Here is a 10,982-nt window from a genome sequence, read left to right as displayed (position 1 = left end):
GCGGCCGTACTGTAGGTGCGGGCGTTGTTGCTAAAGTAATGAGCTAATTATTGATTAATTAGCTTTGAGCTTAAAAAGGGCGCTTAGGCGCCCTTTTTGCTGCCTGCAATTTAGTTGCTGTCATATTTATTCGCATTTTTTATTCATTCTCCCGCCGCGTAAATAGCGTTGTGCTATTGTAATCATAACTATTCTCATTTACACTTTGCGCAGAAATTGAACGGGAGCGATCATGTACGTTTGTTTGTGTAATGCGATAAGTGATAAAAAAATTCGTCAGGCTGTTCGCCAGTTTCATCCTCAGTCCTTTCAGCAATTACGTAAGTTTATTCCTGTTGGAAATCAGTGCGGTAAGTGCATTCGTGCTGCGCGTGAAGTCATGCAGGATGAATTAACTCAAATGCCAGAATTTAAAGAGATCGCCTAAGTCACACTCTTTTTTTTGACATCCCTGTAGCCCCATCTACGCTCTAAGAGTGGAAGCGGAGGGACTATAAAATGAAAGGTGATGTTAAAATCATAAATTATCTCAATAAACTATTGGGAAATGAGCTTGTCGCAATCAACCAGTATTTTCTCCATGCCCGTATGTTTAAAAACTGGGGACTGACTCGCCTCAATGATGTTGAGTACCATGAATCAATAGATGAGATGAAACACGCTGATAAATATATTGAGCGTATTTTATTCTTAGAAGGTCTCCCAAACTTACAAGATCTAGGTAAGTTGGGGATTGGTGAAGATGTTGAAGAGATGCTGCAATCCGATCTTCGACTCGAGCTTGATGGTGCGAAAGATTTACGCGAAGCCATTGCTTACGCCGATAGCGTTCATGACTATGTTAGTCGGGACATGATGATTGAGATCCTGACCGAAGAAGAAGGGCATATCGATTGGCTCGAAACGGAGTTGGATCTGATTGGAAAACTTGGATTGCAAAACTATCTGCAATCGCAAATTAAGGTCAGCGACTAACCGCCCTGTATCAGATTTAGCCAGCCAACAACAAAACCCGCAGCCGCCAGATATGGCCCAAAAGGCAGCGGGTTTTTTAGTTTCTTTTTTCCATGCGTTATAAATGCTACACCTGTCATGCAGCAAGCCAGCCCGGCGGCAAGTAAGATCAACAGAGGTAATGAGTCCCATCGATGCCACGCGCCAAGTGCGGCGAGAAATTTTACGTCTCCATAGCCTAATCCTTCTTGATGCCATGCCAGGCGGTATCCCCAATAGAACAGAGAAAATACACCATACCCTGCAATGGCTCCCCAAAGTGCATCGGACAACTGTGTGGGGTTGCAACATTGATGAAAAAGAAGACCACTCCAGAGAAGAGGGCAGGTGAATTTGTCGGGCAATAGGCCAGTACGCAAATCCTGAACCCCAAGCAGTCCGGATAGAGAGATATAAATCAGCAAAAAGGGAAGTTCAGTATTCATGTCTCAATCCGGTGCGAGAAAGAGCTAACTATCAGGCAAGTAGCGCTAACTGCACAACGCCCGAATATCCATTTTGCTGACGTCTTTCCAGGGAATTTGCGCCGCGTAAAAGCGTATACAATCAGAGTGGAATAGCACTCGCATCTGCGTAAGAGTGATTAATTTCTACGCGGCACTTGCTTAAGACTGAGATTTACGTATAATGCGCGGGCTTGTCTAATATTGACAGCGGTTCGATATGAGCCACCGGTACTGCGAAAGCAATACCAGACAATGTTCCCAATCGGGGAACTCTGTAAGAACGGTTACACTCTCCCATCAATCGTAATGGGTTTGAGGAGTAACTATTTCGTCTATAAAATAATTGGAGCTCTGGTCTCATGCAGAACCAAAGAATCCGTATCCGTTTGAAAGCGTTTGATCATCGTCTGATCGATCAATCAACCGCGGAAATCGTCGAGACTGCCAAGCGCACTGGTGCGCAGGTTCGTGGTCCGATCCCGCTGCCGACCCGCAAAGAGCGTTTCACCGTTCTGATCTCCCCGCACGTCAACAAAGACGCGCGTGATCAGTACGAGATCCGTACTCACAAGCGTCTGGTTGACATCGTTGAGCCAACTGAAAAAACCGTTGATGCTCTGATGCGTCTGGACCTGGCTGCCGGTGTAGACGTGCAGATCAGCCTGGGTTAATCAGGTCATCGAGCGATTGAGAGGTTGATACAATGATTGGTTTAGTCGGTAAAAAAGTGGGTATGACCCGCATCTTCACTGAAGATGGCGTATCTATCCCAGTAACCGTTATCGAAGTTGAAGCAAACCGCGTTACTCAGGTTAAAGATCTGGCTAACGATGGCTATCGCGCTGTTCAGGTTACCACCGGTGCTAAAAAAGCTAACCGCGTAACTAAGCCGGAAGCTGGCCACTTTGCTAAAGCTGGCGTAGAAGCTGGCCGCGGCCTGTGGGAGTTCCGTCTGGCAGATGGTGAAGAATACACCGTTGGTCAGAACATTAGCGTTGAACTGTTTGCTGACGTTAAAAAAGTTGACGTAACCGGTACCTCTAAAGGTAAAGGTTTCGCTGGTACCGTTAAGCGCTGGAACTTCCGTACCCAGGACGCTACTCACGGTAACTCCTTGTCTCACCGCGTTCCGGGTTCTATCGGTCAGAACCAGACTCCGGGCAAAGTGTTCAAAGGCAAGAAAATGGCAGGTCAGCTGGGCAACGAACGTGTAACCGTTCAGAGCCTGGACGTAGTACGTGTTGACGCTGAGCGCAACCTGCTGCTGGTTAAAGGTGGTGTTCCGGGTGCGACCGGTTGCGACCTGATCGTTAAACCAGCTGTGAAGGCGTAAGGGGATAGCAATGGAATTAGTATTGAAAGACGCGCAGAGCGCGCTGACTGTTTCCGAAACTACCTTCGGTCGTGATTTCAACGAAGCGCTGGTTCACCAGGTTGTTGTTGCTTATGCAGCTGGTGCTCGTCAGGGTACTCGTGCTCAGAAGACTCGTGCTGAAGTAACTGGTTCAGGCAAAAAGCCGTGGCGCCAGAAAGGTACCGGCCGTGCGCGTTCAGGTTCTATCAAGAGCCCGATCTGGCGTTCAGGTGGCGTGACCTTCGCTGCTCGTCCACAGGACCACAGTCAAAAAGTTAACAAAAAGATGTACCGCGGCGCGCTGAAAAGCATTCTGTCCGAACTGGTACGTCAGGATCGTCTGATCGTTGTCGAATCATTCTCTGTAGAAGCGCCTAAAACTAAGCTGCTGGCACAGAAACTGAAAGACATGGCTCTGGAAGATGTGCTGATCATCACCGGTGAGCTGGACGAAAACCTGTTCCTGGCTGCGCGCAACCTGCACAAGGTTGACGTACGCGATGCAACTGGTATCGACCCGGTTAGCCTGATCGCCTTCGACAAAGTCGTAATGACTGCTGATGCTGTTAAGCAAGTTGAGGAGATGCTGGCATGATTCGTGAAGAACGTCTGCTGAAAGTGCTGCGCGCACCGCACGTTTCTGAAAAAGCGTCTACTGCGATGGAAAAAACTAACACCATCGTTCTCAAAGTTGCTAAAGACGCGACCAAAGCAGAAATCAAAGCTGCTGTGCAGAAACTGTTTGAAGTCGAAGTCGAAGTCGTTAACACCCTGGTAGTTAAAGGGAAAGTTAAACGTCACGGACAGCGTATCGGTCGTCGTAGCGACTGGAAAAAAGCTTACGTCACCCTGAAGGAAGGCCAGAATCTGGACTTCGTCGGCGGCGCTGAGTAAGTCGGAGGAGTAATACAATGGCAGTTGTTAAATGTAAACCGACATCTCCGGGTCGTCGCCACGTTGTTAAAGTGGTCAACCCAGAGCTGCACAAGGGCAAACCTTTTGCTCCGCTGGTTGAAAAAAACAGCAAATCCGGTGGTCGTAACAACAATGGCCGTATCACCACTCGTCACATCGGTGGTGGTCACAAGCAGGCTTATCGTATTGTTGACTTCAAACGCAACAAAGACGGTATCCCGGCAGTTGTTGAACGTCTTGAGTACGATCCGAACCGCTCCGCGAACATCGCGCTGGTTCTGTACAAAGACGGTGAACGCCGTTACATCCTGGCCCCTAAAGGCCTGAAAGCTGGCGACCAGATTCAGTCTGGCGTTGATGCTGCAATCAAAGCAGGTAACACCCTGCCGATGCGCAATATCCCGGTTGGTTCTACCGTTCATAACGTAGAAATGAAACCAGGTAAAGGCGGTCAGCTGGCACGTTCCGCTGGTACTTACGTTCAGATCGTTGCTCGTGATGGTGCTTATGTCACCCTGCGTCTGCGTTCTGGTGAAATGCGTAAAGTCGAAGCAGACTGCCGTGCAACTCTGGGCGAAGTTGGCAATGCTGAGCATATGCTGCGCGTTCTGGGTAAAGCAGGTGCTGCACGCTGGCGTGGTGTTCGTCCTACCGTTCGCGGTACTGCGATGAACCCAGTCGACCACCCACATGGTGGTGGTGAAGGTCGTAACTTTGGTAAGCACCCGGTAACTCCGTGGGGCGTTCAGACCAAAGGTAAGAAGACCCGCAGCAACAAGCGTACTGATAAATTCATCGTACGTCGCCGTAGCAAATAATTTTAGAGGATAAGCCATGCCACGTTCTCTCAAGAAAGGTCCTTTTATTGACCTGCACTTGCTGAAGAAGGTAGAGAAAGCGGTGGAAAGCGGAGACAAGAAGCCCCTGCGCACTTGGTCCCGTCGTTCAACGATCTTTCCTAACATGATCGGTTTGACCATCGCTGTCCATAATGGTCGTCAGCACGTTCCGGTATTTGTTTCCGACGAAATGGTCGGTCACAAACTGGGTGAATTCGCACCGACTCGTACTTATCGCGGCCACGCTGCTGATAAAAAAGCGAAGAAGAAATAAGGTAGGAGGAAGAGATGGAAACTTTAGCTCAACATCGCCATGCTCGTTCTTCTGCTCAGAAGGTTCGCCTTGTTGCAGACCTGATTCGCGGTAAGAAAGTGTCGCAGGCTCTGGATATTCTGACCTACACCAATAAGAAAGCGGCTGTACTGGTTAAGAAAGTCCTGGAATCTGCCATTGCTAACGCTGAACACAACGATGGCGCTGACATTGACGATCTGAAAGTTACGAAAATTTTCGTAGACGAAGGCCCGAGCATGAAGCGCATTATGCCGCGTGCAAAAGGTCGTGCAGATCGCATCCTGAAGCGCACCAGCCACATTACTGTGGTTGTGTCCGATCGCTGAGACTCTGGAGACTAGCAATGGGTCAGAAAGTACATCCTAATGGTATTCGCCTGGGTATTGTAAAACCATGGAACTCAACCTGGTTTGCGAACACCAAAGAATTCGCTGACAACCTGGACAGCGATTTTAAAGTACGTCAGTACCTGACTAAGGAACTGGCTAAAGCGTCTGTATCTCGTATCGTTATCGAGCGTCCGGCTAAGAGCATCCGTGTGACCATTCACACCGCTCGGCCGGGTATCGTTATCGGTAAGAAAGGCGAAGACGTAGAAAAACTGCGCAAAGTCGTAGCGGATATTGCTGGCGTTCCTGCTCAGATCAATATCGCCGAAGTGCGTAAGCCTGAACTGGACGCAAAATTGGTTGCTGACAGCATCACTTCTCAGCTGGAACGTCGTGTTATGTTCCGTCGTGCTATGAAGCGTGCTGTACAGAACGCAATGCGTCTGGGCGCTAAAGGTATCAAAGTTGAAGTTAGCGGCCGTCTGGGCGGCGCGGAAATCGCACGTACCGAATGGTACCGCGAAGGTCGCGTACCTCTGCACACTCTGCGTGCTGACATCGACTACAACACCTCTGAAGCGCACACCACTTACGGTGTAATCGGCGTTAAAGTGTGGATCTTCAAAGGCGAGATCCTGGGTGGTATGGCTGCTGTTGAACAACCGGAAAAACCGGCTGCTCAACCTAAAAAGCAGCAGCGTAAAGGCCGTAAATAAGGAGCGTCGCTGATGTTACAACCAAAGCGTACAAAATTCCGTAAAATGCACAAAGGCCGTAACCGCGGTCTGGCTGCTGGCGCGGATGTTAGCTTCGGCAGCTTCGGTCTGAAAGCTGTTGGCCGTGGTCGTCTGACTGCCCGTCAGATCGAAGCAGCACGTCGTGCTATGACCCGTGCAGTTAAGCGTCAAGGTAAGATCTGGATCCGTGTATTCCCGGACAAACCGATCACTGAAAAGCCGCTGGCAGTGCGTATGGGTAAAGGTAAAGGTAACGTGGAGTATTGGGTTGCCTTGATTCAGCCGGGTAAAGTCCTGTATGAAATGGACGGCGTACCGGAAGAGCTGGCCCGTGAAGCATTCAAGCTGGCAGCAGCGAAACTGCCGATTAAAACCACCTTTGTAACTAAGACGGTGATGTAATGAAAGCAAAAGAGCTGCGTGAGAAGAGTGTTGAAGAGCTGAACACCGAGCTGCTGAATCTGCTGCGTGAGCAGTTCAACCTGCGTATGCAGGCTGCAAGTGGCCAGCTGCAACAGTCTCACCTGTTGAAGCAAGTGCGTCGTGACGTCGCACGCGTTAAGACTTTACTGACTGAGAAGGCGGGTGCGTAATGACCGATAAAATCCGTACTCTGCAAGGTCGCGTTGTTAGCGATAAAATGGAGAAATCCATCGTTGTTGCTATCGAACGTTTTGTGAAACACCCGATCTACGGTAAATTCATTAAGCGTACGACCAAACTGCACGTACATGACGAGAACAACGAATGCGGTACTGGTGACGTGGTTGAAATCCGCGAATGCCGTCCGCTGTCCAAGACTAAGTCCTGGACGCTGGTTCGCGTTGTAGAGAAAGCCGTTCTGTAATACAGTAGGCATTCTCAACGAATAAACGGCTCAGCGATGAGCCGTTTATTTTTTCTACCCATATCGTTGAAGCGGTGTTATAATGCCGCGCCCCCGATATGGGGCTTTTTTAACGACCTGATTTTCGGGTCTCAGTAGTAGTTGACATTAGCGGAGCACTAAAATGATCCAAGAACAGACTATGCTGAACGTCGCCGACAACTCCGGTGCACGTCGCGTAATGTGTATCAAGGTTCTGGGTGGCTCGCACCGTCGCTACGCAGGCGTCGGCGATATCATCAAGATCACCATCAAGGAAGCAATTCCGCGTGGTAAGGTCAAAAAAGGTGATGTGCTGAAGGCGGTAGTGGTGCGCACCAAGAAGGGTGTTCGTCGCCCGGACGGTTCTGTCATTCGCTTCGATGGAAATGCATGCGTTATTTTAAACAATAACAGCGAGCAACCTATCGGTACGCGTATTTTTGGGCCGGTAACTCGTGAACTTCGTAACGAGAAGTTCATGAAAATTATCTCTCTGGCACCAGAAGTACTCTAAGGAGCGAATCATGGCAGCGAAGATCCGTCGTGATGACGAAGTTATCGTGTTAACCGGTAAAGATAAAGGTAAACGCGGTAAAGTTAAGAATGTCCTGTCTTCCGGCAAGGTCATTGTTGAAGGTATCAACCTGGTTAAGAAACATCAGAAGCCGGTTCCGGCCCTGAACCAACCAGGCGGCATCGTAGAGAAAGAAGCAGCTATTCAGATCTCTAACCTTGCTATCTTCAACGCGGCAACCGGCAAGGCTGACCGTGTAGGCTTTAGATTCGAAGACGGCAAAAAAGTCCGTTTCTTTAAATCTAACAGCGAAACTATCAAGTAATTTGGAGTAGTACGATGGCGAAACTGCATGATTACTACAAAGACGAAGTAGTCGCTAAACTCATGACTGAGTTTAACTACAATTCTGTCATGCAAGTCCCTCGGGTCGAGAAGATCACCCTGAACATGGGTGTTGGTGAAGCGATCGCTGACAAGAAACTGCTGGATAACGCAGCAGCTGACCTGACAGCAATCTCCGGTCAAAAACCGCTGATCACCAAAGCACGCAAATCTGTTGCAGGCTTCAAAATCCGTCAGGGCTATCCGATCGGCTGTAAAGTAACTCTGCGTGGCGAACGCATGTGGGAGTTCTTTGAGCGCCTGATCACTATTGCTGTTCCACGTATCCGTGACTTCCGTGGCTTGTCCGCTAAGTCTTTCGACGGTCGTGGTAACTACAGCATGGGTGTCCGTGAGCAGATCATCTTCCCAGAAATCGACTACGATAAAGTCGACCGCGTGCGTGGTTTGGATATTACCATTACCACTACTGCGAAATCTGACGAAGAAGGCCGTGCTCTGCTGGCTGCCTTTGACTTCCCGTTCCGCAAGTAAGGTAGGGTTACTGAATGGCTAAGCAATCAATGAAAGCACGCGAAGTAAAGCGCGTAGCTTTAGCTGATAAGTACTTCGCAAAACGCGCTGAACTGAAAGCTATTATCTCTGATGTGAACGCGACCGACGAAGATCGTTGGAACGCAGTTCTCAAGCTGCAGTCTCTGCCGCGTGATTCCAGCCCGTCCCGTCAGCGTAACCGCTGCCGTCAAACAGGTCGTCCGCATGGCTATGTGGGCAAGTTCGGGTTGAGCCGTATCAAACTGCGTGAAGCCGCCATGCGCGGTGAAGTACCAGGCTTGAAAAAGGCTAGCTGGTAATTACCAATTGAATCACGGGAGTAAAGACAGATGAGCATGCAAGATCCGATCGCGGATATGCTGACCCGTATCCGTAACGGTCAGGCCGCGAATAAAGCTGCGGTCACCATGCCTTCCTCCAAGCTGAAAGTGGCAATTGCCAACGTGCTGAAGGAAGAAGGTTTTATTGAAGATTTTAAAGTTGAAGGCGACACCAAGCCGGAACTGGAACTTACTCTCAAGTATTTCCAGGGTAAAGCTGTTGTAGAAAGCATTCAGCGTGTCAGTCGCCCAGGTCTGCGCATTTATAAGCGTAAAGACGAGCTGCCGAAAGTTATGGCTGGCATGGGTATCGCAGTTGTTTCTACCTCTAAAGGTGTTATGACTGATCGTGCAGCGCGCCAGGCTGGTCTTGGTGGCGAAATTATCTGCTACGTAGCCTAATCGGAGGAAAAAATGTCTCGTGTTGCTAAAGCACCGGTCGTTATTCCTGCCGGCGTTGATGTAAAAATCAACGGTCAGGTTATTACGATCAAAGGTAAAAACGGCGAGCTGACTCGTACTCTCAACGATGCTGTTGCAGTAAATCATGCAGATAATGCACTGACCTTCGGTCCGCGTGATGGTTACGCAGATGGATGGGCTCAGGCCGGTACCGCGCGTGCCCTGCTGAACTCAATGGTTGTCGGTGTTACCGAAGGCTTCACTAAGAAGCTTCAGCTGGTTGGTGTAGGTTATCGTGCAGCGGTTAAAGGGAATGTAGTAAACCTGGCTTTAGGTTTCTCTCACCCAGTTGACCATCAGCTGCCTGCGGGAATCACTGCAGAATGTCCGACTCAGACTGAGATCGTGCTGAAAGGCGCTGATAAACAGCTGATCGGTCAGGTTGCAGCAGATCTGCGCGCCTACCGTCGTCCTGAGCCTTATAAAGGCAAGGGTGTTCGTTACGCCGACGAAGTCGTGCGTACCAAAGAGGCTAAGAAGAAGTAAGGTAACACTATGGATAAGAAATCTGCTCGTATCCGTCGTGCGACCCGCGCACGCCGCAAGCTCCAGGAGCTGGGTGCAACTCGCCTGGTGGTACATCGTACCCCGCGTCATATTTACGCACAGGTAATTGCATCGAACGGTTCTGAAGTTCTGGTAGCTGCTTCTACTGTAGAAAAAGCTATCGCTGAACAATTGAAGTACACCGGTAACAAAGACGCTGCTGCAGCTGTAGGTAAAGCTGTTGCTGAACGCGCTCTGGAAAAAGGCATCAAAGATGTATCCTTTGACCGTTCCGGGTTCCAATATCATGGTCGTGTCCAGGCACTGGCAGATGCTGCCCGTGAAGCTGGCCTTCAGTTCTAAGGTAGAGGTGTAAGATGGCTCACATCGAAAAACAAGCTGGCGAACTGCAGGAAAAGCTGATCGCGGTTAACCGCGTATCTAAAACCGTTAAAGGTGGTCGTATTTTCTCCTTCACAGCTCTGACTGTAGTTGGTGATGGTAACGGTCGCGTTGGTTTTGGTTACGGTAAAGCGCGTGAAGTTCCAGCAGCGATCCAGAAAGCGATGGAAAAAGCCCGTCGCAATATGATTAACGTCGCGCTGAACCACGGCACCCTGCAGCACCCGGTTAAGGGTACTCACACGGGTTCTCGTGTCTTCATGCAGCCGGCTTCCGAAGGTACCGGTATCATCGCCGGTGGTGCAATGCGCGCCGTTCTGGAAGTCGCTGGAGTTCGTAACGTTCTGGCTAAAGCGTATGGTTCCACTAACCCGATTAACGTGGTTCGTGCAACTATCGATGGTCTGGAAAATATGAAATCTCCGGAAATGGTCGCTGCCAAGCGTGGTAAATCCGTTGAAGAAATTCTGGGGAAATAAACCATGGCAAAGACTATTAAAATTACTCAAACCCGCAGTGCAATCGGTCGTCTGCCGAAACACAAGGCAACGCTGCTTGGCCTGGGTCTGCGTCGTATTGGTCACACCGTAGAGCGCGAGGATACTCCTGCTGTTCGTGGTATGGTCAACGCGGTTTCCTTCATGGTTAAAGTTGAGGAGTAAGAGATGCGTTTAAATACTCTGTCTCCGGCCGAAGGCTCTAAAAAAGCGGCTCGCCGCCTGGGTCGTGGTATCGGTTCTGGCCTCGGTAAAACCGGTGGTCGTGGTCACAAAGGTCAGAAGTCTCGTTCTGGCGGTGGCGTACGTCGCGGTTTCGAGGGTGGTCAGATGCCTCTGTACCGTCGTCTGCCGAAATTCGGCTTCACTTCACGTAAAGCAGCGATTACAGCCGAGGTTCGTCTGTCTGACCTGGCTAAAGTTGAAGGCGGTGTTGTAGACCTGAACACGCTGAAAGCAGCCAACATTATCGGTATCCAGATCGAGTTCGCGAAAGTGATCCTGGCTGGTGAAGTCACTACTCCGGTAACTGTTCGTGGCCTGCGTGTTACTAAAGGCGCTCGTGCTGCTATCGAAGCTGCTGGCGGTAAAATCGAGGAATAAG

General features: G+C 49.8%; 24 protein-coding genes. 23 read left to right on the top strand and 1 reads right to left on the bottom strand.

Annotated elements, in window-relative coordinates; translation table 11 throughout:
* Positions 1–232 precede the first annotated feature (232 nt).
* Both bfd and bfr read left to right on the top strand, forming a co-directional pair.
* Entirely contained in the window at positions 233–427 is a 195-nt protein-coding gene (gene bfd, locus FDX24_RS20930; protein ID WP_003031111.1) for a bacterioferritin-associated ferredoxin, read from the top strand.
* A gap of 71 nt (positions 428–498) precedes the next feature.
* Entirely contained in the window at positions 499–975 is a 477-nt protein-coding gene (gene bfr, locus FDX24_RS20925; RefSeq protein ID WP_040232010.1) for a bacterioferritin, read from the top strand.
* On the opposite strand, the gene FDX24_RS20920 is transcribed toward bfr, so the two are convergent.
* On the bottom strand, positions 972–1,439 hold the full coding sequence (locus tag FDX24_RS20920; RefSeq protein WP_048213524.1) for an A24 family peptidase: 468 nt from the start codon (positions 1,437–1,439) through the stop codon (positions 972–974). The genes bfr and FDX24_RS20920 overlap by 4 nt on opposite strands.
* Positions 1,440–1,819: 380 nt before the next feature.
* On the opposite strand from FDX24_RS20920, the gene rpsJ reads away from it, so the two are divergent.
* The 21 genes from rpsJ to rplO all read left to right on the top strand — a co-directional run bounded on the left by rpsJ (position 1,820) and on the right by rplO (position 10,981).
* Positions 1,820–2,131, top strand: a complete 312-nt coding sequence (gene rpsJ, locus FDX24_RS20915) for a 30S ribosomal protein S10 (protein WP_001181005.1) — start codon at positions 1,820–1,822, stop codon at positions 2,129–2,131.
* 32 nt (positions 2,132–2,163) lie between these two features.
* The gene (gene rplC, locus FDX24_RS20910) at positions 2,164–2,793 is read left to right on the top strand and encodes a 50S ribosomal protein L3 (RefSeq protein ID WP_003031117.1); all 630 of its coding nucleotides are present in this window, start codon (positions 2,164–2,166) and stop codon (positions 2,791–2,793) included.
* 10 nt (positions 2,794–2,803) lie between these two features.
* Positions 2,804–3,409, top strand: coding sequence for a 50S ribosomal protein L4 (rplD, locus tag FDX24_RS20905; protein WP_003031119.1), 606 nt, complete (start codon positions 2,804–2,806; stop codon positions 3,407–3,409).
* Complete coding sequence (gene rplW / locus FDX24_RS20900) at positions 3,406–3,708, top strand: 50S ribosomal protein L23 (protein ID WP_000617546.1); 303 nt, start codon at positions 3,406–3,408, stop codon at positions 3,706–3,708. The genes rplD and rplW overlap by 4 nt, the downstream gene beginning before the upstream one ends.
* A 17-nt stretch (positions 3,709–3,725) precedes the next feature.
* Positions 3,726–4,547: a 50S ribosomal protein L2 gene (gene rplB, locus FDX24_RS20895; RefSeq protein ID WP_000301869.1), complete on the top strand. Its 822-nt coding sequence runs from the start codon at positions 3,726–3,728 to the stop codon at positions 4,545–4,547.
* A 16-nt stretch (positions 4,548–4,563) separates the two neighbouring features.
* Complete coding sequence (gene rpsS, locus FDX24_RS20890; RefSeq protein WP_001138115.1) at positions 4,564–4,842, top strand: 30S ribosomal protein S19; 279 nt, start codon at positions 4,564–4,566, stop codon at positions 4,840–4,842.
* Between the two features lie 14 nt (positions 4,843–4,856).
* Positions 4,857–5,189 carry a 50S ribosomal protein L22 gene (gene rplV, locus FDX24_RS20885; RefSeq protein WP_000448832.1) on the top strand — a complete coding sequence of 111 codons (333 nt, stop codon included), beginning with the start codon at positions 4,857–4,859 and terminating at the stop codon, positions 5,187–5,189.
* 17 nt (positions 5,190–5,206) lie between these two features.
* Positions 5,207–5,908, top strand: coding sequence for a 30S ribosomal protein S3 (gene rpsC, locus FDX24_RS20880; RefSeq protein ID WP_000529945.1), 702 nt, complete (start codon positions 5,207–5,209; stop codon positions 5,906–5,908).
* A 12-nt stretch (positions 5,909–5,920) separates the two neighbouring features.
* The gene (gene rplP / locus FDX24_RS20875) at positions 5,921–6,331 is read left to right on the top strand and encodes a 50S ribosomal protein L16 (protein WP_000941208.1); all 411 of its coding nucleotides are present in this window, start codon (positions 5,921–5,923) and stop codon (positions 6,329–6,331) included.
* Positions 6,331–6,522, top strand: a complete 192-nt coding sequence (gene rpmC, locus FDX24_RS20870; RefSeq protein ID WP_000644742.1) for a 50S ribosomal protein L29 — start codon at positions 6,331–6,333, stop codon at positions 6,520–6,522. Before rplP ends, rpmC begins: the two co-directional genes overlap by 1 nt.
* Positions 6,522–6,776 carry a 30S ribosomal protein S17 gene (gene rpsQ / locus FDX24_RS20865; RefSeq protein ID WP_003031120.1) on the top strand — a complete coding sequence of 85 codons (255 nt, stop codon included), beginning with the start codon at positions 6,522–6,524 and terminating at the stop codon, positions 6,774–6,776. The genes rpmC and rpsQ overlap by 1 nt, the downstream gene beginning before the upstream one ends.
* A gap of 163 nt (positions 6,777–6,939) precedes the next feature.
* Positions 6,940–7,311 (top strand): 50S ribosomal protein L14, encoded by a 372-nt coding sequence (rplN, locus tag FDX24_RS20860; protein WP_000613954.1) that lies wholly within the window; start codon positions 6,940–6,942, stop codon positions 7,309–7,311.
* Positions 7,312–7,321: 10 nt separating this feature from the next.
* Positions 7,322–7,636 carry a 50S ribosomal protein L24 gene (rplX, locus tag FDX24_RS20855; RefSeq protein WP_003031122.1) on the top strand — a complete coding sequence of 105 codons (315 nt, stop codon included), beginning with the start codon at positions 7,322–7,324 and terminating at the stop codon, positions 7,634–7,636.
* Positions 7,637–7,650: 14 nt separating this feature from the next.
* The gene (rplE, locus tag FDX24_RS20850; RefSeq protein WP_003031123.1) at positions 7,651–8,190 is read left to right on the top strand and encodes a 50S ribosomal protein L5; all 540 of its coding nucleotides are present in this window, start codon (positions 7,651–7,653) and stop codon (positions 8,188–8,190) included.
* A gap of 14 nt (positions 8,191–8,204) precedes the next feature.
* On the top strand, positions 8,205–8,510 hold the full coding sequence (gene rpsN, locus FDX24_RS20845) for a 30S ribosomal protein S14 (RefSeq protein WP_003031125.1): 306 nt from the start codon (positions 8,205–8,207) through the stop codon (positions 8,508–8,510).
* A gap of 30 nt (positions 8,511–8,540) precedes the next feature.
* Positions 8,541–8,933: a 30S ribosomal protein S8 gene (gene rpsH, locus FDX24_RS20840; RefSeq protein ID WP_003031127.1), complete on the top strand. Its 393-nt coding sequence runs from the start codon at positions 8,541–8,543 to the stop codon at positions 8,931–8,933.
* 12 nt (positions 8,934–8,945) lie between these two features.
* Positions 8,946–9,479, top strand: a complete 534-nt coding sequence (gene rplF, locus FDX24_RS20835) for a 50S ribosomal protein L6 (protein WP_048213523.1) — start codon at positions 8,946–8,948, stop codon at positions 9,477–9,479.
* Between the two features lie 9 nt (positions 9,480–9,488).
* Positions 9,489–9,842 (top strand): 50S ribosomal protein L18, encoded by a 354-nt coding sequence (gene rplR, locus FDX24_RS20830; protein ID WP_038158510.1) that lies wholly within the window; start codon positions 9,489–9,491, stop codon positions 9,840–9,842.
* 14 nt (positions 9,843–9,856) lie between these two features.
* Entirely contained in the window at positions 9,857–10,360 is a 504-nt protein-coding gene (rpsE, locus tag FDX24_RS20825; RefSeq protein WP_003031131.1) for a 30S ribosomal protein S5, read from the top strand.
* A 3-nt stretch (positions 10,361–10,363) separates the two neighbouring features.
* A complete protein-coding gene (rpmD, locus tag FDX24_RS20820; RefSeq protein ID WP_001140434.1) occupies positions 10,364–10,543 on the top strand; it encodes a 50S ribosomal protein L30 in 180 nt (59 codons plus the stop codon).
* Between the two features lie 3 nt (positions 10,544–10,546).
* Entirely contained in the window at positions 10,547–10,981 is a 435-nt protein-coding gene (gene rplO / locus FDX24_RS20815; protein WP_003031132.1) for a 50S ribosomal protein L15, read from the top strand.
* The last annotated feature ends 1 nt before the right edge of the window (position 10,982 follow it).

Source organism: Citrobacter sp. wls716 (genome assembly GCF_005280975.1).
GTDB classification, from domain to species: Bacteria; Pseudomonadota; Gammaproteobacteria; order Enterobacterales; family Enterobacteriaceae; genus Citrobacter; species Citrobacter youngae.
The sequence above is the reverse complement of the archived record's forward strand: the minus strand, read 5'-3'. Positions and strand labels throughout refer to the sequence as shown.

What these genes read in the sequence shown, in the direction of transcription:
- rpsC (WP_000529945.1), top strand. Translation starts at nt 5,207, where the DNA reads ATGGGTCAGAAAGTACATCCTAATGGTATTCGCCTGGGTATTGTAAAA.
- rplB (WP_000301869.1), top strand. Translation starts at nt 3,726, where the DNA reads ATGGCAGTTGTTAAATGTAAACCGACATCTCCGGGTCGTCGCCACGTT.
- rplF (WP_048213523.1), top strand. Translation starts at nt 8,946, where the DNA reads ATGTCTCGTGTTGCTAAAGCACCGGTCGTTATTCCTGCCGGCGTTGAT.
- rpsJ (WP_001181005.1), top strand. Translation starts at nt 1,820, where the DNA reads ATGCAGAACCAAAGAATCCGTATCCGTTTGAAAGCGTTTGATCATCGT.
- rplN (WP_000613954.1), top strand. Translation starts at nt 6,940, where the DNA reads ATGATCCAAGAACAGACTATGCTGAACGTCGCCGACAACTCCGGTGCA.
- rpsH (WP_003031127.1), top strand. Translation starts at nt 8,541, where the DNA reads ATGAGCATGCAAGATCCGATCGCGGATATGCTGACCCGTATCCGTAAC.
- rpmD (WP_001140434.1), top strand. Translation starts at nt 10,364, where the DNA reads ATGGCAAAGACTATTAAAATTACTCAAACCCGCAGTGCAATCGGTCGT.
- rplC (WP_003031117.1), top strand. Translation starts at nt 2,164, where the DNA reads ATGATTGGTTTAGTCGGTAAAAAAGTGGGTATGACCCGCATCTTCACT.
- FDX24_RS20920 (WP_048213524.1), bottom strand. Translation starts at nt 1,439, where the DNA reads ATGAATACTGAACTTCCCTTTTTGCTGATTTATATCTCTCTATCCGGA.
- rplO (WP_003031132.1), top strand. Translation starts at nt 10,547, where the DNA reads ATGCGTTTAAATACTCTGTCTCCGGCCGAAGGCTCTAAAAAAGCGGCT.
- bfr (WP_040232010.1), top strand. Translation starts at nt 499, where the DNA reads ATGAAAGGTGATGTTAAAATCATAAATTATCTCAATAAACTATTGGGA.
- rplV (WP_000448832.1), top strand. Translation starts at nt 4,857, where the DNA reads ATGGAAACTTTAGCTCAACATCGCCATGCTCGTTCTTCTGCTCAGAAG.
- bfd (WP_003031111.1), top strand. Translation starts at nt 233, where the DNA reads ATGTACGTTTGTTTGTGTAATGCGATAAGTGATAAAAAAATTCGTCAG.
- rpsQ (WP_003031120.1), top strand. Translation starts at nt 6,522, where the DNA reads ATGACCGATAAAATCCGTACTCTGCAAGGTCGCGTTGTTAGCGATAAA.
- rplP (WP_000941208.1), top strand. Translation starts at nt 5,921, where the DNA reads ATGTTACAACCAAAGCGTACAAAATTCCGTAAAATGCACAAAGGCCGT.
- rplE (WP_003031123.1), top strand. Translation starts at nt 7,651, where the DNA reads ATGGCGAAACTGCATGATTACTACAAAGACGAAGTAGTCGCTAAACTC.
- rpsE (WP_003031131.1), top strand. Translation starts at nt 9,857, where the DNA reads ATGGCTCACATCGAAAAACAAGCTGGCGAACTGCAGGAAAAGCTGATC.
- rplX (WP_003031122.1), top strand. Translation starts at nt 7,322, where the DNA reads ATGGCAGCGAAGATCCGTCGTGATGACGAAGTTATCGTGTTAACCGGT.
- rplR (WP_038158510.1), top strand. Translation starts at nt 9,489, where the DNA reads ATGGATAAGAAATCTGCTCGTATCCGTCGTGCGACCCGCGCACGCCGC.
- rplW (WP_000617546.1), top strand. Translation starts at nt 3,406, where the DNA reads ATGATTCGTGAAGAACGTCTGCTGAAAGTGCTGCGCGCACCGCACGTT.
- rpsN (WP_003031125.1), top strand. Translation starts at nt 8,205, where the DNA reads ATGGCTAAGCAATCAATGAAAGCACGCGAAGTAAAGCGCGTAGCTTTA.
- rplD (WP_003031119.1), top strand. Translation starts at nt 2,804, where the DNA reads ATGGAATTAGTATTGAAAGACGCGCAGAGCGCGCTGACTGTTTCCGAA.
- rpsS (WP_001138115.1), top strand. Translation starts at nt 4,564, where the DNA reads ATGCCACGTTCTCTCAAGAAAGGTCCTTTTATTGACCTGCACTTGCTG.
- rpmC (WP_000644742.1), top strand. Translation starts at nt 6,331, where the DNA reads ATGAAAGCAAAAGAGCTGCGTGAGAAGAGTGTTGAAGAGCTGAACACC.